The following is an 18,701-nucleotide window of genomic DNA, read 5'->3' as shown; positions in this document are numbered from 1 at the left end:
TTATCGAGGATTTTGAATGAAAATACTACTAACATCTATAGGCACAAGAGGGGACATAGAACCGTTTGTAGCAATTGGCGAAATTCTAAATAAAGAAGGTCATGAGGTAGCCTATTCTTTTCCTGAACAGTTCAAATCACTTATAACCGATAAGTCCAACTATCATCCGCTCTCTGAAAAAGCAATTGAATTAATCGAAAGTAAAGATGGAAGAATAGTAATGGGCAAGGCCAGTCTATTCCATAAACTAAGAGCCTTGTTTAGGTTATATATAAAATCCCTGCAGGTAAATCGTATTCTGATGCAGCAGCAATATGAAATTGTAGAATATGAAAACCCTGATTTGATAATTCATAATGTAAAATGTATCTATCCTTTTTTATGGGGCTTGAAACATGCAAAACAAACCATTTTAGTAAGCCCTGTTCCATATTTCATATATTATGTTTCTGGTCACTCTCACATTGGTTTCAATAAGAATTTTGGATCGTTAATCAACAGCCTTACGTATAAACTTTCAAATTTTGGGTTGATTAAAACCATTAATGTTTCACAGAAGTATTTGCCACAAGATCAAAAATTTTCTAAGACAGAAATAAAAAACACGTTGTTTCAAAAGAAACTAATTTATACTATTTCTCCATCTATTTTTCAACGCCCTGACAATTGGCCAGAAAATGTTCAAGTCTTAGGTTATCATGAGAGAGATAAAATGAATGATTGGACTCCTAATTTAACCATACTTGAATTCTTAAGTAAGTATCCAAAGGTACTGTTTCTAACTTTTGGAAGTATGGTCAATTCGCACTCTGAAGAGAATTCGGAACTTATTTATGCACTTCTAGTGCGATTAGAAATTCCAACTATAATTAATACTGCCGCTGGTGGATTAATTAAAATTCGGAAGTACGCAACTACAGAGCATTTGCATTTTGTAGAACACATCCCTTATAATTGGATTTTGAGCAGAGTTTATGCAGTAATACACCATGGGGGCTCTGGCACTACACATTTAGCTCTTAAATATGCCTGTCCAACTTTAATTATACCTCACATTATTGACCAATTTGGTTGGAATAAATTAGTGCATAAGTTGGGAGTTGGTCCGAAAGGAATCTCTATTAATAAACTTTCAGCCAAACGGCTCAAACCTCTTATTTGCGACTTATTACAAAATAAAAAATATAAAAGAAAAGTAGATGATATATCATTCAAGATGAGAAATGAGCACTATGAGGAGCGGCTCTCTCGCTTTATTTTCAACAACTAAAATTTTATGACATGAAAAACAGACTAGTTCATTTTGCCATACACACAGATAATACTGAACGTGCCAGAAATTTTTATGATGCTGTTTTTGATTGGGGCTTTAACAAATATGGACCATCCGATTTTTTACAAATTAATTCTGATAAAACTGAAGATGGTCAACTAATTAGGGCACTTCAGGCAAGGAAATATTCTCCCGTTTCTGAAAAGCTGATTGGTTTGGAGTGTACCATTGGTGTAGAGAACCTTGACGACACTATTGAACGTGTAAAAAAACATAACGGTCAATTAGTAATGTCCAAAACGGCTATTCCCAATGTTGGTTGGGTGGCTAAGTTCTTAGATACAGAAGGTAATCTCATCTGTGCAATGCAGTTCGATAATACTGCCAGATGAGAAGTTCAAGACCAATACATCCAAATTTTCAATATTGGTTAGACATGAAAGAGCAGTACTTAATTGAACTGTTCTGCGATTTACGTCAATTTATACTTAGTGTATACCCTGATAGTAATGAAATACTTTACCACACTCATGCATTAGCCACAGTTTTCTCAATTTCTGAAAAAATGTCGGATGCTTTTTGTGTAGTACCAGTTTACACAAATCATTTGAATTTAGGGTTTAACAAAGGCACTGTATTGAATGATTGTGATAATTTATTAGTTGGCATCGGGAAATTAATGAGACATGTTCCTATTCAAAAACCTGAAGATTATCGAAACGCTCAAATAAAAATGTTGTTACAAGATGCCATTAATTTTACTATTTCAGATACAGAGGAACCAATAACAACACGTGGAAAAACGGTTTCAAAAATAAAAATAGAGTAAGTAATCAATAATTAAATACAAATTATGAAACTAATACAGACTTATATAGTGGATTCATTTACCGAAAAACCATTCAAAGGAAATCCAGCAGGAGTTTGCTTGGTAGATAATGAAATTGAAGCAAATACAATGTTAGAAATCGCTAAGGAGTTGGGGTTGTCAGAAACGGCTTTTGTACGAAAACTTGACAATTCTAAGCACCATTCTATCAGATATTTTTCTCCAAAGAAAGAAATAGCTTTATGCGGTCATGCTACGCTAGCAGCATCTAAAGTGCTATTTAACAATGACAAAAAATTAAAAGATTTAATTCTAGAAACAGGCGAGATGAAAATATTAGACATTAATAAAAATGGCGATTACATTTCGATGGAGTTTCCGGCATATAATTTAGAGCAAATACATCTTCCAAAAAGTTTATTAGAAGCACTTGGAATAGACGAATTTATATACACTGCTATTAATAGGGAGATGAATATGTTATTAATTGAAATTGCCAATGCAAAGCAATTAAAGCAACTCCAACCCCATTATGATAAACTAATTTCATCATACGATGATATTGACGGGGTAGCAGTGACCTCAAAATCCGATCAAGCAGAGATGGATTATGAATTGCGTTATTTTTGGCCTTGGAGTGGCACCAATGAAGATCCTGTGACAGGTGCCACACAAACTTTTCTTGCGAAATATTGGGCAAATAAGCTAGGCAAAACGGAAATGAGGGCCTTTCAAAGTTCTGAAAGAACGGGAGTAGTTGAGGTGAAATTATTGAGTGATCATAAAGTTTTAATATCAGGTAATGCACATATTTTACTGTCAGGTAGTTTAATGTTGTAGAAAATATGTAGCCTACCAAACAAACTACACCATGTGTTATAGGCTACACCATGTGTTATAGGGTTGGCTTAAACTCCAACCCTTTTTGAATTAAATAACGATCAAATCAAAGGCGATTTTACAATAAAATGATTGAGTCATCAATATTCATTCGATTCATAACTCTGTTACTTCTTTAATTACTATCGTATATTCAACTTCATCATCTCTTAATCCCATATGAAGTTCATTAAAATGAAAACATTCAGACCTATTGTGGGAATCAATTTTTAAAAAACCACTTGGTACGTAAAGAGTTCGTTTTTTAAGGTCATAACTATATAAGTCAGCAATTATTTCAATGGATTGTCCTTTTCCATAAAAAAAAACCAAACCATTTTTATAGTGAACTTCTTTCTGTACTTTCTTGCTTTCAGTAGCAATAAACTTAAATCCATCAATAATATCTAAGACTATTAAATCTTTCACCTGATAAGCAAAGCGGCTTTTTTGATTTTTGTTAAAATCATATAGTTCTATCGTATAATCAATCAACTTCTGCCCACCTGGCGAGCCATGTCCAGGCACGATTATTTCTGCATCTCCATACTCTGCTTTTATCTTTCTGACTGTTTCAGACCACTCACTTAAATTTGCATCTGCTATATTGCCCACCCAGCCTTCGAGATTTCGTATTTCATTACCACCAAATAGAATTCTTTCTTCTGGAAACCAAACAACGATTCCATCAGAGGTATGGGCTTCTCCTAAGAAGTGACAAACGACTTTTGCATTCCCAATTTGTATTTCCAACTTATTATCAAACCCGAACTCAGGTATTGGTAGATTTTTTTCTTTAGCAAGAAATCTTGTTCCTTCATAAGAGTATGATTTAATATTATTTGACTGAACCTGTCTCAAGCCTCCCATCGCATCGGGATGCCATCTGTCTATAACATAAGCTACAATTTTGTATTTACTTTGAACCCAATCAATCAATTTTTGGGTTTCGTGATCTGAATCTGGTGTGGATACAATGATTGCTTCTCCATCTTTAAAATAGATAAGACCATTATTGTTTTTGCATGAGTGCATGTAAATACTATCACTCAATCTAATGATTTTCAAGCAATCAGAGATCGCTATTTCTTGCCCATGGCTCAAGATTGAAACTAGAAAAAAGAATATCAATAGATATGGTCTCATAGAAATAAATCAGTGTTTGAGACATAATTAAAGGCCAGATAAAGATAGTGCTATTCTACTGGATTTTTATCTAAACTGAATTTGACATTTATCAAAAGAATTTAAATACTGAGAAGTTATTTTTACTTCATATATGATAATAATGTATGAATACATTTAAGTTGTTTTCTTTACTTTTCGTTCTCCTAGTTATTTCAAAATCCATTTATGCTCAAAAACCAATCTCTGGAAGAAAAGTAAAATATAGCTTGGAGTTAATACCCAAAGCTTATTCATCAAAAGGCTACGGTGCTTATTTTGGTTTAAGTAAAGGCTCTTCCAGCCTTTTTATAGGAATTTTAGGCTTTGAATACCCTGAAGATTACAATGGTAATAATCAAATCATTGCACGAACAAATAAAGTTAGCTTTGCCTGGGATTACACAAATCCTAAATTGAAGGGGTTTTACATGGGTATGATTACATATTTTTCCCATTTAAGATTAGACCCCGTCATTGATGACTCTGAAAACAAATCATTAGGACAAGCATCATTTGGCGTAAGAGCTGGATATAGATTAATGTTTGGTCATAAAAGGAGAGACCTGCGCTATATTATTATAAAAGATAGAAAAATTCCAGAAAAAGGGTTTTATCTAAATTTATTTTTTGCTTCAATGTTTAATCCGACAGCAAGAGATGTTAGTCTTGGTGATGAGAAATATAAAATACCTGATCATACTTTTTTACCCTCATTGCACTGGGGTTGGAAGTTTTAATTTTACTTCAAACTAACTACAATGTTTTTATCAATATTTTTACAGTTAATACGTTGCGTAAGATTACTTCATAATGGTTGAGAAAGACTTATTGTCATTGAGGGTAGACCTTGCAAAACGAAGTAAATGGAATATTGGATATTTCGCTTCAGGTTGTTTTTTCTGGATTTTTGTTGGATTCGTCACTAACAACTATTCTGTTGAAAAATCAAGAATTTACCTGGTACTGGGTACTTTCTTTATTTTTCCCATGGCATTACTATTATCAAAAATTTTTAAAGCCGATCCTTTCTCCACCAAAAATACTCTTGGGAAATTGATAGGTATTACACACATGTGTGTTGTATTTTTCTCACTGCCACTTGTTGTATTGACAGCTATGACTGAACCTAATTCCCTCATTCTAGTCATGGCCGTTTTGTATTGTTTAGACTTTTATGTCATGGCCTGGTCTTTTGGAACATGGATATTCACAGCGCACGCTATCTTAAGAATTATCATAGTTACTCTGATTTATATGGTCTTTCCAGCTTATATATTTACCATTATTCCATTCTCAATTGCTTTTCTGTACTTGATAACTATAATTTTCTCACAAATTTTGAGAAAAAGATGGATAAACAATCAGGTTAATAATCTAAAATAGACATCAATCATGCTTGTTCAATCTTTCCCTATTCTCCCAGCTCCAATCTTTCGATATCCTGTAGTAGGAGTAGACTTCATCACGTTATGCACAATTCTCGATACACTTACCAAAGGTCGTCAGATATCCTATTTACATTTATAAAGTGAATTAAATAAGTGTTATTAATAAATGGACAAAAAATCTATCATTGACACATTAAATAAAAGTCATAGGCAATTTGAGCAATATTTATCCTCACTGACAAAAGAAGAATTTGAAGTCTGTAAGAACGGGAAGTGGAGTGCTGGCCAGGATCTTGATCATATTCTAAAAAGCTTGGAACCTTTGTCAAAAATACTCTCAAACAAAGAGTACATAATTACTAATTTTGGTAAAGGCAATGGGGTTTCGAATGACTATGACGTAGTAATTAGTCGTTATAAAAGCAAACTTAATGAAGGTGCTACTGCTTTTGGTCAATTTATTCCTGAGAAAATAAGCTGGAATAAAAAAACCTATCTTCTTCAATTGCTGCGGCAGTTGATTGAAAATATCACCGAATCTCTTCAACTATACACCGAAGAAGAATTGGACAAATTATTGCTCCCCCATCCCTTATTAGGTACTTTGACTGTTAGAGAAATGTTGCACTTCACAAATTATCATGTTATCCATCATCAAGATAACATTATCAGAAATTTGGAGTTAAAATAAAAATCTATTTAGAACGCATGAGATACATTTTACGTTAATCGGCAACTGCAAGCACCAAATCTCATACTAATACGGCTAACCCTTACATTCTACTTATACTAAGCTATTTTGTTTTTACCCAAATGATAAAACCAGATCGATTACAATGCTGTTTCAAACAACACCTTTTACAGAAGTAACAGAATTTGGTATAAATAGTGAGGGCTCTCAGAATTTATTAACTTAGAAACTGGCAGGTTTATTTAGATTCAGAGTTTCAAATTATAGGTCAATTACGAAGTGAGAAAAGTAATTATTTTAGGAAGCGCAAGAAAGGATGGTGAGACTAAAAAAGTTGTCACTGAATTAATCAATATTTCAGGCTGGGACATGATTGATTTGACTGATTTTAATATTTCTCATTTTGACTATCAACATTCAAATCGAAATGATGATTACATCAATTTATTAAAAAGAATAACAGAAAATTATGATGTACTGATTTTTGCCACACCAGTTTATTGGTACTCAATGAGCGGAATAATGAAAGTATTTTTCGACAGAATAACTGATTTATTGAGAATAGAGAAAGATATTGGACGTAAACTAAGAAATAAATTTATGGCTGTTATAAGTTGTTCTAATGGTGACAATTTGGAAGATAGCTTTTGGCTTCCATTTAAAAAATCAGCTGAACATTTAGGCATTAATTATATTACTGGTTTGCATACTTATCAAGATAGTATTGACCACGAAAAAATTGCTGACTTTAAACGGATTATTGAAGAAAAAACGACACTTAAGAATAGTTAAAAGTGTTTTACCTCCCTTTCCTCCATTTTGGACTCAACATGCTTCCCCTAGATAGATAAAAACCAACAACCGGTGTTTGTGCTCATCTGCTGCTTCAGTTGGTTATAGACAGCTACTGTCGGCTAAAGATCTCGTAAATATTCAAATACCACCCTAAGCTTATTTGTCATATTACTTCTAATATACAGTAGTAATAAATTAAATATTATAACCTGATAGAGTTTTCAAAACAAGAATGAATTACACATGACTACCAAAAGACATCCTGAGCGAAACTTCAGAGCGAACTGGAGCGAAACACAGAGCAAAACATAAGCGAATAGTGGATAACTTTTAAGCTAGCTAGGGTTTGCCAGGGTAGCTGGCTAGGGTCTAAGGTTCGGTAGCTAGTGTGTTAGCTAGGGTAGCTAGCTAGGGTCTAGGGTTCAGTAGCCAGGGTCTTAGCTAGGGTCTGCTAGGGTGTCTTGCTCTGCTAGCAAAGGCTTGCTAGGGTGGCTAGCTAGGGTATCTTGCTCTGCTAGCCAGGGTTTGCTAAGGTTGCTAGCTAGGGTGTCTTGCTCTGCTAGCAAAGGCTTGCTGGGGTGGCTAGCTAGGATGTCTTGCTCTGCTAGCTAGGGCTTGCTAGGGTTGCTAGCTAAGATGTCTTGCTCTGCTAGCAAAGGCTTGCTAGGGTTGCCAGCTAAGATGTCTTGCTCTGCTTGCTAGGGCTTGCTAGGGTTGCTAGCTAGGATGACTTGCTCTGCTAGCAAAGGCTTGCTGGGTGGCTAGCTAGGATGTCTTGCTCTGCTAGCTAGGGCTTGCTAGGGTTGCTAGCTAAGATGTCTTGCTCTGCTAGCAAAGGCTTGCTAGGGTGGCTAGCTAGGGTATCTTGCTCTGCTAGCCAGGGTTTGCTAAGGTTGCTAGCTAGGGTGTCTTGCTCTGCTAGCAAAGGCTTGCTGGGGTGGCTAGCTAGGATGTCTTGCTCTGCTAGCTAGGGCTTGCTAGGGTTGCCAGCTAAGATGTCTTGCTCTGCTTGCTAGGGCTTGCTAGGGTTGCTAGCTAGGATGACTTGCTCTGCTAGCAAAGGCTTGCTGGGTGGCTAGCTAGGATGTCTTGCTCTGCTAGCTAGGGCTTGCTAGGGTTGCTAGCTAAGATGTCTTGCTCTGCTAGCTAGGTCTTGCTAGGGTTGCCAGCTAAGATGTCTTGCTCTGCTTGCTAGGTCTTGCTAGGGTTGCCAGCTAAGATGTCTTGCTCTGCTTGCTAGGGTTTGCTAGGGTAGCTGGCTAGGGTCTAGGGTTCGGTAGCTAGGGTGTGAGCTAGGGTCTAGGGTACGGCAGCTAGGGTGTAAGTTAGGGTAGCTAACTAGGGTCTGTGTTTAGTTGGCTTCTTTGTGCTTTGATTCCTTTTATTTTTCTTTTTCACTTTATTAGAATCAAATGATGGTAGGTATTTATCCATATTAATTGCAAAAATTAGCAATACAATAATCATTGGAAGAAGTGTAAAAAACATAATCCAATCGTACCATTTGAGATTGCTAAAATATTCTAGAATATCATGAAAGCCCATATTTTTAATCTGTTGAAAAACGCATGCGCTAAACACATCTTGCAAGTCTCTATATCCAGCTGATAAAAATGCTTAGGCTACCTTGAAGAATTAAATGCTAATAATAGATTAGAACCCAAGGTAAATAAGTATAAAAGACAACTGTAAGATTTGAAACATTAACCTATACTTTACAAAGCTTAGTTCATCCGTAATATCACGAAAATTGTGACATAGTTTCATTGTATAAAACAACAAGAATACAATGCCTACCTGCGATGAAAGTATCATTAAATAAGACCACGCAACCACTTTTGAGTTTATTGCAACCGTAGCAAGAATTACAATGAGAAAGCTTACTACAAAAGATATTCTTGTTAATGGCACCCATTTGTTCATGATATTATCTGGAATAAATGGAATAAGTGGTTGAGATGACAAAGGTGTTAAGAGGAAAAGAAAAGAGTAAAATAGTAATAGAACATACTGCCAATAATTATATTCATAAGGAATAGTAATTTGAAGATTCAGACCCAGTCGTAGATAGAATAAGGCCATCAGTAGTGACTCGATAACAAAAAATAGAAATCGAATTTCGTGGTTAATTCTTTCATCTAACCAGCTCAATCTAAAATTCAGAACTTGAAATAGGTTTTTCAGTTTAGCTTTCATTCATTAAAATGCTCAATTATAAAAACCTGATATTTGTAGGGTCACAATAAATTACCTGTCCGTCATCTTTTTCTAAAATCGCAAAAGCATTAGCATAGCCTTCACTGTTAGATACCTGAATGAATTTATGAAACTTTCCAGGCTGCCACGTTCCGCTTGTTTTATGCTCGCATCGTTTAGTAGTTGAAGCACTCGCTAATTTTTTTAAGGCATCTGCCAAAACGTAAGCTGCTTTATCTGATAGCATTTTTTATTTCTAAGATATCAAAAAAAACTAACTACTGTATTTTATGATAGTGTTTTTAAATACAGTAAATATTTGATTGCAGAGTACCGAAAGTCCAATTATGGAACTTGACCAACTCTTAATCGATACTCAAATTAACATCGGAGAGAAAATAAAGTCTCTTAGAAAATCTAAAGGTATTAGTACTATTGAAATGAGCAGAAGATGCCTAATGGATTCTGGCAACTATGTTCGAATTGAGCAAGGCAAATTAAACCTCACCCTGAAGACATTACTTAAAGTATGCCTCGCCTTAAATATCGAACTAAAAGATCTAATAAAGTAAAGTCCATAGGTTATTTATAGTCTTCCATTTTAACAAATATCTCAACCCCGTTCGCGACTGGTTTTACCACTCTAAAGGAAAACTTAATAGAAATTACTGTTTCTCACCTAAACAGGTGATTTTTTACTCAAAGTGTTTTCAGAACTTTCCTGCATTAATTGCCAATATCAGTCGATATGATTAACAATGCTTAAGTGTATCGATATTTCATTCTTAAAAAAACAAGCACATGTGTAAGCTATTACAAGTAATAACATCTCTGTCCATAATTATTTTAATATCATCATGCGCTAAAGTACCACAGCAAGCAGTTGACCTCTCTGCAACAGTGGGTAAAGATTTGGTCACCGTTTATCAATCCCACAAAGCAACAGCAAACTTATTATTCTCTAGAATGAAAGATGATGTAAATGATTTTGTGGACAATGTTTATGCTCCCTATCAAATTGGAAAGCTGCTGGAGCAAGACTATGCTGATTTTACAAGTGGCGATCCTGAATCATTAGTTTCATTCATTCACACGGCTGCTAATAATTCGTCCGATGCTCAAGGTAAAAAAAGAGCGTTAGAGGCAATGAATTTCTTCGTCACCTATGTCCAAAGTGATATCGAAGGTTATCGTAAAGAACTTTTGGCACCGATAAATAAACAAGAAAAGGAGGTACTGCAAGCGATTGATAAATCATACAACCAAATCATCTATGCCCATTCCATAGTAACTGCACACATTGCCTCCGTTAGAAAAGTGCATGAATCGCAGGAGGAGATTCTAAATCTTTTCGGCATCGAAGATCTACGGTCGAAATCGGCTGACAAACTAAACGCTGCCTCAGAAAAATTAAGTGAATTATTGGATAAGGTCGATCAATCTGACATCCAAAATGCCGAAGCAAAATTCAAAGAAGTGAAGGATAAAATAAATGAAGTATTAAACCAAAATTAATGTTATGCCAGAGTCATTTGAAGAAAAATTAAGAAGAAGAGCAGAAGAAAATAGAGTAGCTTTTCAAGGTCGTTATAAATCAGAATTAAACTCGTTATTGGGTTTGTCAAGAGATGAAATTGATGAAATAACATCTGATACAACAGATCTAGAGAAATACGATGAACTCATAGAAGTTGTGAGAATGGCCAGTGAATCGAACCTATCTCAGGCAGCATTAAAAAGTAAAATTGAACAGTTAGGAGGTGTAGCCATTGAAATAGCCAAGAAGATCCCTCAATTAGCAACGCTATTTTAAGTAAATGTTCGGTAAAAACTTAGTAAATATTCTCGGTATAGGAGCTATAATTTCTTGTGCACTTTGCACATATCTTATTTATGAATTATGGCCCGTTCCGTTAGAAGGGGAAACTCTGGCTTGGGCTAGTAAAACTTCAATCTTTGGTTTGGGTATCAACTTGAGTGATGATCAAAGAGTAATTCTACTGGTGATACTATCCGGTTTTCTAGGAAGTTTTGTTCATGTGGTTAGCTCATTTACCAATTATGTAGGAGACCGTAAATTCGAAGTGACCTGGCTTTGGTGGTATATCTTAAGACCATTCATAGGCATGAGCTTGGCGCTGATTTTCTATTTCGTTTTCAGGGGAGGCTTATTTGCCGGAAATACACTAGCCTCTGATCTTAACATTTATGGAGTATTAACCTTGGCGGCACTGTCAGGGCTATTTTCAGATCGAGCCACTTTAAAGCTCGAAGAAATTTATGAGAGCTTATTTAAACCAAAAGATAATAGAGGTGGAAAACTTAAAGACAACCAAAATACTTCATGAGTATGAGAGATAAAATCTGGAATAATTATCAGAACAGTGTGTTCAAATCATTCCTCCTAGATGAGATGATTAATGCATATCAAAAATGGGAAAGAAACTTAAATGTCTTTTTAGCCATCATGAGCTCAGGAAGTATTGGTGCTTGGGCAGTATGGAAAGAGTTACCCATGGTTTGGGGTGGTTTAATAGCTCTATCAAATGTAATTAACGTGGTAAGACCCTATTTCCCATATTCAAAGTATTTGAAAGAAGTTAGAGAAAAGAAAAATGCAGCAGCAGCAATAGTACTAGGCTTTGAAAAGCTATGGTTCAATTATGAGCAAGGTAACTTATCTGAAGAACAAGCTAGTAATGAATTCTTTCAACTTAAAAATGAATTTGCTAAAGCCTACAATTTTGACCAAGACATGGGTCTACAAAATAGTGAAAGTATTAATGCTAAAGCTGAATTGAAAACACAGAATTATACTAAATTAAATTATAACATTTAAAAATATGGCTAAAGAAAAAAAGAAATGGAAAGATTTAGGAGGAGAAAAATATAAAAATCTAAGTATTCCAGACTTAAAAAACCCATCACCTCCACCACCAAAAAAGGATGATAAAAAAGGTGACTAACAATAGTTATGTTAACCAAGAACATCAAATGGTACGAACCTACCGAACTCTACGTACTAACCGTAAATGAGTATATCAAATTCGGCATCTCATCAAATTGGTTAAGACGGCAGAGGGAGTACGAAATAGAATTAGAGGGGGAACCTTTTACCAAAGTGCACAGCATCAATTATTCCTACCGATGGCAGGCTGAACTCATTGAACAGATATTAAAATGGCGCTTACGAAAATGGGCTGTTTCAGGTAGACATGAGTGGATTAAGCACCTTCAAGTTCAAAACGTATTAGACTGTTTAAACCAAATTAGAGAGGTAATCGAAGAGGAGTTTGATCGTCATTACCATATACACAATTATGGCGATGACCGCTATGACTGGTATAAACAAATAGCCAACGGGTATTTTTATGATGGGGAATAAATATTACCCCATCATCGGCCAATCTTTATACTGGCCTTCGGCTTGTTCGATTACTTCTTGAAGTATTTTATCTAATGCTGAAAACGGCACTTTCCCTTTCAGCTCTTTCTTCACTGCTAGGCGAATGGCTGCCTTGGCATCTTCTTTCTTGGTCCAGTCGAGTTGAAGGTTCTTCTTGACTGATGCCACTACCCCATGCACTAAATCCTGAATTGGGCCCGCTTCATTTATGATTGATTGATTGGCAGACAGGAGATCATAAAAGGCCAATTCATCTTCAGACAAGCCCAGCTCTTTGGTTCTTTTATCATCATTTTTGAACTCATTGGCTATATCTATCAAATGCTTAATAGCCGCAATGGAATCTAAGCTGTTTTTATGGTAGTTGCCCAACACTTTTTCTAACTCCTCCTTCAGGCTGGTCATTTTCTTAATGTTCTTCACCATCCTCACCTTGATCTCATCATTGATGATTCTCCTTAGAAGTTCAATCTTAATATTCTCTCCACCCTTTTCTTTAACAATGGCCTGAAAGGAATCATCAATAATGGAAATATCAATCTTATCCAGATCGTACATGGCAGCCAAATCAACAATCTTGTGCGACTCTAAGGATTTACTAATGAGGTCTTTGATGCGATCATTCTTTGCTCGCCTCGCACCTGGCGGATATTTTATCTTCCTGATGACATCCCTAATTTTCTGAATCATTCCCACTTCCTCCTGAATTGGCCAAATGCGTTTGTCAGAATTAGTCATGGCCACTAGCTCAGAGAGCTTCTTCTCTTCTCTTAAAAATTCATCCGTTACGGTATCTGATTTGAGCAGCTTATCCACCAAACTATTAGACCAGCTTAACTGCTCAGCATCAGACATGGCTTTGATCTCTTCCAAATCAAAGTCACCACACAAATCCTTTACCTTCTCAAATTGCTCCAAACATAACTCCACGGCTGCATCAATATCTACCGTGGGTTTTCCTGCACCTCCTGAGCCTGTATATTTCTTGGTGGCTTCGGCTAAGAACCCTGAGATACCTATAAAATCGACCACCAAACCATTAGGTTTATCTTCAAATACCCTGTTTACCCGCGCAATGGCCTGCATCAGGTTATGACCTTTCATGATTTTGTCTACATACATGGTATGCACACAGGGTGCGTCAAAACCGGTAAGCCACATATCCCGAACAATCACCATTTTCAATGGATCTTCAGGTGTGCGGAAACGCTTTTTAATTGCCTCCATGCTATCTTTAGTGCGGACGTGCGGATTCCATGCTTCAGGATCTTTACCAATATTACTGGTCATTATTACTGCAACCTCCGGGCAGTCTGGCAATGCGGTAAGCGCATCATACATCTTTACACAATTTCTCCTGCTCATACACACCACCATGGCTTTACCATCTAACGAGGCGATTCTGGCCTTAAAATGTGTGAGAATATCATTGGCTACTGTATTTACTCGATCTTCAGCACCTGCGGCATCTTCTACTGCTGCCCATACGCCCTTCACATCATCTTCTTCACCTTCTTCAATGGCCTCCAGCTCTTTGGCGTATTCTGCTTTAATATTCAGAGGCACCATCTTAGGTTCGTAATAAATAGGCACCGTGGCTCCATCTTCTACTGCTTGTTTGATGTCATAGGTGTGGATGGTATCTCCAAACACTAGTTCCGTGTCTGCTCCTTTACTATCTACGGGTGTGCCGGTAAACCCAATAAAGGATGCATTGGGCAAGGCTATTCTTATATTTTGTGCGAAACCACCATCTTTAAAACCATATTGGGTTCTGTGTGCTTCATCAGCCATTACAATAAGGTTATAACGTTCTGATAAAACGGGATGAGACACCTCTTTGCCTTCTTCCAATTCCTTGAGCCTAAACTTCTCAATGGTGGTAAAAATTACACCCCCTCCATCAGTACTCAACAAGGTTCTCAGCTCATCGGTGGTTTCGGCATGTTGCACCTCACCTACCAGGTCTTTGCAAAGCACGAAGTTTTCATACAGTTGCTGATCTAAATCTGAACGGTCTACCTGAATGACAATGGTTGGATTTTTTAACTGTGGCAGCGACCGCAATATGCCGGTAAGGATGGCCATGGAAATACTTTTGCCGGAACCCTGCGTATGCCAAATGACCCCAAGCCTACCATCACCCAAAGGCTTTACGTTTTTGAGTGCGCTTTGCGCGGCCTTGGTAATGCCCCAATACTGATGGTACTTAGCCCCTTTCTTGATGATCTTGCCGTTATGGTCTTCATGAAAGATGAAATTCTTCAGGTAATTGAGTAGCGTAGCCTTTGGGAATAAGCCTTTGAGCAACGTTTCTAATTGCAGCTCTGCTTTGTTCACTATCTCTTCTCCATACAAACTCTTCCATGGGGTAAACCATTTGAATGAAGCACCATACATGCCGTGCAACGCCTCTCTACCATCTGACAGGATGGTGATGGCATTGTAATCAAACAGCTGCGGGATGTCTTGCAGGTAATGGCCGATCTGACGATGGGCATTGTCTACACCAACCTCAGCATCGAACATGTTTTTGAACTCAAACACCACCAATGGCAGGCCATTGATGTAAATGAGCAAATCTGTTCTGCGGGTGTTTTTACCGATGATAGTGACTTCATCTGCACAGATAAACTCATTGGCTTCAGGCTCTTCATAATTGAGGGGATAGATATGCTTGGCATATTCCTTTCCCTGAGCATCCTTCCATGAAATGGAAACGCCTTGTGTCATTTTGCGATGGAAATCCTGGTTCCGATGATCGACATCCATGCCCTCATGCTGCGTAAAGGCAGATAGAGCTTCATGTAAGGCTGTAGAAGGCACATCGGGATAGGTGCGCTTTAGAAAATTTAGTAAAGACTCCTCCAGCACTACCTTTTTTAAATCACGAGTGAGGCTATTGCCTTCCTGATTTGTGTATCCGAGGGATTGCAACCACTCGATGGCCGCCTTCTGTACAGTGAGTTCTTGCATGGATGTCATAACACTTCAGCCACTTTTTGTTCCACATCTTTTACGCCCACTTCTCCACTGATGAGTTTGGGGAGTAGGGTGTCTCGGAGGTTGGTGAGGGTTTGGTTTTCACTATTGTTTAACCAACATTGAGAAATAAGAGGATTTATTGTCTCTAAAACCTCCTTTTGTACTTTTATTTCAGGAACAAGAACTGAAAATTTTCTAAAATCTTTAAGTACGATTCGTTGAATTACGGCACCAGACACGATGGATTTCATCCGTTCCTTTACCTCGTCTAGCTTTAGATACAGATTAATTAGATGCGGGTGCATTTTGAAGTTTGGCTTCAAAATAGCAATTGAGGAAAGTAATGCAATATCCAAATCCCTTTCAACTACAAAAGCATGCTTTAAGTAACTGCCATCTTTTGCTATTAAAATATCATCCTTTCGTGGTTGACATCCTTGAGCAACCAGTTTTTGATAATCATTATCGCTAATTTTTCTACATGTATCAATCGTAAATCCCCAATCTGTCATATCCTTAACAGAAGCCATTGGATAGCCATTCTCTACCGATTTGGGACTATGATGAGCGCCATCAGTAATTTTAGACGTTATTTCTGATAATGGAAGTACCTCCCACCCTTCAGGAATAGGGCCTAATTCAGAGTCAATAAACTTGCCATCTTTAAAAGGGCCAAAATCTACAAACCAATGTTTGTACATGGTCATGGCCATTTCCTCTAGGGTTTTATTCATTTGGAGGTTGAGCTCTATTTTGTCATCCAGAGAAGAGAGAATGGAGGCGATGGCTTTTTGTTCTTTTAAGTCAGGAATTGAGATTTCAAAATCTTCAATCATTGATTTAGTTATGGCATTTCTTGTTGCACCTGCACTAGCTAAAGTCAATAAATATTCCTTGTTAGCTTTTGAGAGTAATGAATATTTTAAAAATTCAGGAGAAAGCTTTTCTCTATTTGCTCTAACAATTGCAACATGTTGGTTCACTCTTGCAGGAAGCCATTTTTCAGGTACTTGACAAACTCTTGCAACTGAATCACCTGTAATATTCAATAAAACATCACGAGACTCAACAGTAACATTTTTCAATCCTTCTGCCTGCTTTTCATCTATAAAGGCAAGACCATTTGTAGAGAAAGAAAAATCTAGAACATTTTGACTCCTAATCAACGAAATACCACTGTCCTTATAAGCTTCTTTGCCGCCTCTTGGTGTTGCACCACTTCCAATCTTATTGGTTAGTTCAGAAAGTTTATATGTCTTCCAGTTGTTGGGCATTAGGGTTTTAATCCAAGTTTTTCAATTAAAGTCTTTATCAGCCTAAGTGATTCTGGAGATTTAATATCAACATTTTCAGCCAAACATTTATTAAGATGTATTTCAAAGTGCCTGGCTATCCCAACTTTAGAAATAGGTACTCTTTCTCTTTCCCATTCATCATCAGTTTTATTAGGGTTTGAAAAGTTGGATTTAACAAATGGGGCCAAGTCATTTTTGTATCTGGAAAAAGAGGTTAATCTTTTCTCATCGATCGACTCATTTTTATCCTCAACTAATTTCAAACTCCCCTCCTCCTTCAATTCCTTCAAGCAACTATTAAATGCAGTTACTAGCAACTTAGATGGTAGCAAATCTTCAATAGATACGGCATCTTTTTTAAAGTCATTAATCTGAGTTACCACAAGCATCCCAGATTTAAGTCCTTTCTTTTTCTTATCAATTCTATTATATGTTCCCTGCGAGTCCGAGTCCATCAATACTGTGGTTGGTCTTTCTTCATCTATCATTATTTGAACCATTGCAGGAAGGTTTCCTTCCCCACCAGCATCAATAATTGAAAATAGGTCAGTATTGACCTGTACTTTATTTGTTTGATTGTAATAGTCTATCAGGGCAGATATATAAATTATGTCTTCAGGACCTTCCACGATCAAGGCTTTATCTGAATAGTAAAAACTATCACTCAATGTTAGTCCTAAAGCACTTCGTAATGGTCTCCAATTTTTTGAAAACCCTTTTTCCTTAAATAAAGTCCCGGCTGTTTTATTTTTTTCAATGACTCGAACTCTATTTGGGTAAAGTCGATTTATTAAAAACGGTGAATGAGTCGTGTAAATAATTCCAAAATTAAGGCTAAGCTCTTCAAAATAACGTAATAGATCTCGTTGACCACTTGGATGAAGCTTTGCACCTGGTTCATCCAAAACGAATATCACATTATTTGATCTACCACCTAAAGTAGCGACTTCAATTAGCAGCCCAAAGAAGTATTTGAAACCGTCACTCCTTTCTTCTATAGTATACTGGGCATCAGTATTATCATGAATTTCAAGATATAGACTTCCAGAATCATGTATAATCTCAAATCTTACTGAGGGGTCTTGAGAATAGTATTTTTGAACAAATCTATTGTTTAACCTATTATTAACCCCTCTAAGGTAGTTCCTTAACTGAGGAATAGCGGAGGGAATTTTGGCAAAATCCCTTACATCAGTAAGTTGCATTAGTTTAAAAAGAGATGTTCCAGCCGCTACCGAAGATTTGATATTAGCTAATGTGGCTGTGAAAGTTCCTAATTCAGAATCCTTTAAAATTCTAATTTCCGTTAACTTATCTTCTATAATTTTTATGCATTCATCAATTTGAGTTTGATTTTGAGCGATGTCTCGTATGTCCAATTCATCATTTTCAGATAAAAAGTAATTTAAGCTAAACTCATCTTCATTTTGAGCCGATTCTACAACAAATGAAGTGAATTTTGATAACGATTTTCCATTTGGGTTATGGGGTTTAAGCTTAAATTCTAAATCTTTTTTTACCTCGCTATCTAGATGGTATATAGCTTTTATCAGAGGAAGCTCATTGTGCACGTACCTATCACTACTTCTTCTTGTATGAACTTCATAACGCAAATCTTCAATTGTTGATGGCTTTATAAATTGCAGTACTTCTATTAAATTGGACTTACCACTTTCATTTTGACCAACAAGACAAATCATCTTTTGATCCAATTTCCATCTAAGCTTTTTAATGGACTTAAAATCTTCGATTTCTATCTGAGTTAATTTCATAATCCGTTCTTAATTAAAAATAATT

21 protein-coding genes are annotated in these 18,701 nt (G+C 36.5%); 15 read left to right on the top strand and 6 right to left on the bottom strand.

Features of this window, described 5'->3' with window-relative positions:
- The first annotated feature begins 16 nt into the window (after window positions 1–16).
- Genes JR347_RS06190 through JR347_RS06175 form a run of 4 tightly spaced genes read left to right on the top strand, consistent with a single transcriptional unit; the run spans window position 17 to window position 2,942 of the window.
- Window positions 17–1,270 carry a glycosyltransferase gene (locus JR347_RS06190; protein WP_205723180.1) on the top strand — a complete coding sequence of 418 codons (1,254 nt, stop codon included), beginning with the start codon at window positions 17–19 and terminating at the stop codon, window positions 1,268–1,270.
- A gap of 11 nt (window positions 1,271–1,281) precedes the next feature.
- On the top strand, window positions 1,282–1,665 hold the full coding sequence (locus tag JR347_RS06185) for a VOC family protein (protein WP_205723179.1): 384 nt from the start codon (window positions 1,282–1,284) through the stop codon (window positions 1,663–1,665).
- Window positions 1,662–2,102: a DUF1801 domain-containing protein gene (locus JR347_RS06180; protein WP_205723178.1), complete on the top strand. Its 441-nt coding sequence runs from the start codon at window positions 1,662–1,664 to the stop codon at window positions 2,100–2,102. The genes JR347_RS06185 and JR347_RS06180 overlap by 4 nt, the downstream gene beginning before the upstream one ends.
- A 24-nt stretch (window positions 2,103–2,126) precedes the next feature.
- Entirely contained in the window at window positions 2,127–2,942 is an 816-nt protein-coding gene (locus tag JR347_RS06175) for a PhzF family phenazine biosynthesis protein (protein WP_205723177.1), read from the top strand.
- 156 nt (window positions 2,943–3,098) lie between these two features.
- On the opposite strand, the gene bla is transcribed toward JR347_RS06175, so the two are convergent.
- Window positions 3,099–4,127 (bottom strand): subclass B1 metallo-beta-lactamase, long type, encoded by a 1,029-nt coding sequence (bla, locus tag JR347_RS06170; RefSeq protein WP_205723176.1) that lies wholly within the window; start codon window positions 4,125–4,127, stop codon window positions 3,099–3,101.
- Window positions 4,128–4,273: 146 nt separating this feature from the next.
- Here bla and JR347_RS06165 point away from each other — a divergent pair, with 146 nt between their 5' ends.
- From JR347_RS06165 to JR347_RS06150, 4 genes are all read left to right on the top strand, one after another.
- Window positions 4,274–4,885, top strand: a complete 612-nt coding sequence (locus tag JR347_RS06165) for a hypothetical protein (RefSeq protein ID WP_205723175.1) — start codon at window positions 4,274–4,276, stop codon at window positions 4,883–4,885.
- A 73-nt stretch (window positions 4,886–4,958) separates the two neighbouring features.
- Entirely contained in the window at window positions 4,959–5,531 is a 573-nt protein-coding gene (locus JR347_RS06160) for a DUF7010 family protein (RefSeq protein WP_205723174.1), read from the top strand.
- A gap of 171 nt (window positions 5,532–5,702) precedes the next feature.
- Window positions 5,703–6,227: a DinB family protein gene (locus JR347_RS06155; protein ID WP_205723173.1), complete on the top strand. Its 525-nt coding sequence runs from the start codon at window positions 5,703–5,705 to the stop codon at window positions 6,225–6,227.
- A gap of 279 nt (window positions 6,228–6,506) precedes the next feature.
- Window positions 6,507–7,019 (top strand): flavodoxin family protein, encoded by a 513-nt coding sequence (locus tag JR347_RS06150; RefSeq protein WP_205723172.1) that lies wholly within the window; start codon window positions 6,507–6,509, stop codon window positions 7,017–7,019.
- A 1,656-nt stretch (window positions 7,020–8,675) separates the two neighbouring features.
- Here the strand turns inward: JR347_RS06150 and JR347_RS06145 are convergent.
- The gene (locus JR347_RS06145; RefSeq protein ID WP_205723171.1) at window positions 8,676–9,218 is read right to left on the bottom strand and encodes a hypothetical protein; all 543 of its coding nucleotides are present in this window, start codon (window positions 9,216–9,218) and stop codon (window positions 8,676–8,678) included.
- Between the two features lie 16 nt (window positions 9,219–9,234).
- Window positions 9,235–9,465 (bottom strand): hypothetical protein, encoded by a 231-nt coding sequence (locus JR347_RS06140; RefSeq protein ID WP_205723170.1) that lies wholly within the window; start codon window positions 9,463–9,465, stop codon window positions 9,235–9,237.
- A 100-nt stretch (window positions 9,466–9,565) separates the two neighbouring features.
- Between JR347_RS06140 and JR347_RS18460 the strand changes: the two genes are divergently transcribed.
- From JR347_RS18460 to JR347_RS06110, 7 genes are all read left to right on the top strand, one after another.
- On the top strand, window positions 9,566–9,790 hold the full coding sequence (locus JR347_RS18460; RefSeq protein WP_205723169.1) for a helix-turn-helix domain-containing protein: 225 nt from the start codon (window positions 9,566–9,568) through the stop codon (window positions 9,788–9,790).
- Window positions 9,791–10,019: 229 nt separating this feature from the next.
- Window positions 10,020–10,733, top strand: a complete 714-nt coding sequence (locus tag JR347_RS06130) for a hypothetical protein (RefSeq protein ID WP_205723168.1) — start codon at window positions 10,020–10,022, stop codon at window positions 10,731–10,733.
- 4 nt (window positions 10,734–10,737) lie between these two features.
- The gene (locus JR347_RS06125) at window positions 10,738–11,031 is read left to right on the top strand and encodes a hypothetical protein (RefSeq protein WP_205723167.1); all 294 of its coding nucleotides are present in this window, start codon (window positions 10,738–10,740) and stop codon (window positions 11,029–11,031) included.
- A 4-nt stretch (window positions 11,032–11,035) separates the two neighbouring features.
- On the top strand, window positions 11,036–11,566 hold the full coding sequence (locus tag JR347_RS06120) for a hypothetical protein (RefSeq protein WP_205723166.1): 531 nt from the start codon (window positions 11,036–11,038) through the stop codon (window positions 11,564–11,566).
- Between the two features lie 2 nt (window positions 11,567–11,568).
- Complete coding sequence (locus JR347_RS06115; RefSeq protein ID WP_205723165.1) at window positions 11,569–12,057, top strand: hypothetical protein; 489 nt, start codon at window positions 11,569–11,571, stop codon at window positions 12,055–12,057.
- 4 nt (window positions 12,058–12,061) lie between these two features.
- Window positions 12,062–12,184: a hypothetical protein gene (locus JR347_RS18405; RefSeq protein WP_262897031.1), complete on the top strand. Its 123-nt coding sequence runs from the start codon at window positions 12,062–12,064 to the stop codon at window positions 12,182–12,184.
- A gap of 8 nt (window positions 12,185–12,192) precedes the next feature.
- Window positions 12,193–12,603 carry a hypothetical protein gene (locus JR347_RS06110; RefSeq protein WP_205723164.1) on the top strand — a complete coding sequence of 137 codons (411 nt, stop codon included), beginning with the start codon at window positions 12,193–12,195 and terminating at the stop codon, window positions 12,601–12,603.
- A gap of 3 nt (window positions 12,604–12,606) precedes the next feature.
- Here the strand turns inward: JR347_RS06110 and JR347_RS06105 are convergent, their stop codons facing one another.
- From JR347_RS06105 to JR347_RS06095, 3 genes are read right to left on the bottom strand one after another with little or no spacing between them, the layout of a single operon-like run.
- Window positions 12,607–15,600 carry a type I restriction endonuclease subunit R gene (locus JR347_RS06105; protein WP_235689768.1) on the bottom strand — a complete coding sequence of 998 codons (2,994 nt, stop codon included), beginning with the start codon at window positions 15,598–15,600 and terminating at the stop codon, window positions 12,607–12,609.
- A 5-nt stretch (window positions 15,601–15,605) separates the two neighbouring features.
- Window positions 15,606–16,883, bottom strand: a complete 1,278-nt coding sequence (locus JR347_RS06100) for a restriction endonuclease subunit S (RefSeq protein ID WP_205723162.1) — start codon at window positions 16,881–16,883, stop codon at window positions 15,606–15,608.
- Complete coding sequence (locus JR347_RS06095; RefSeq protein ID WP_205723161.1) at window positions 16,883–18,676, bottom strand: ATP-dependent nuclease; 1,794 nt, start codon at window positions 18,674–18,676, stop codon at window positions 16,883–16,885. Before JR347_RS06095 ends, JR347_RS06100 begins: the two co-directional genes overlap by 1 nt.
- Between the last annotated feature and the right edge of the window lie 25 nt (window positions 18,677–18,701).

The sequence above is a fragment of the Fulvivirga lutea genome, from assembly GCF_017068455.1.
Taxonomy (GTDB): domain Bacteria; phylum Bacteroidota; class Bacteroidia; order Cytophagales; family Cyclobacteriaceae; genus Fulvivirga; species Fulvivirga lutea.
Note: the sequence above shows the minus strand (reverse complement) of the source record. Positions and strands in the feature narration are given on the sequence as shown.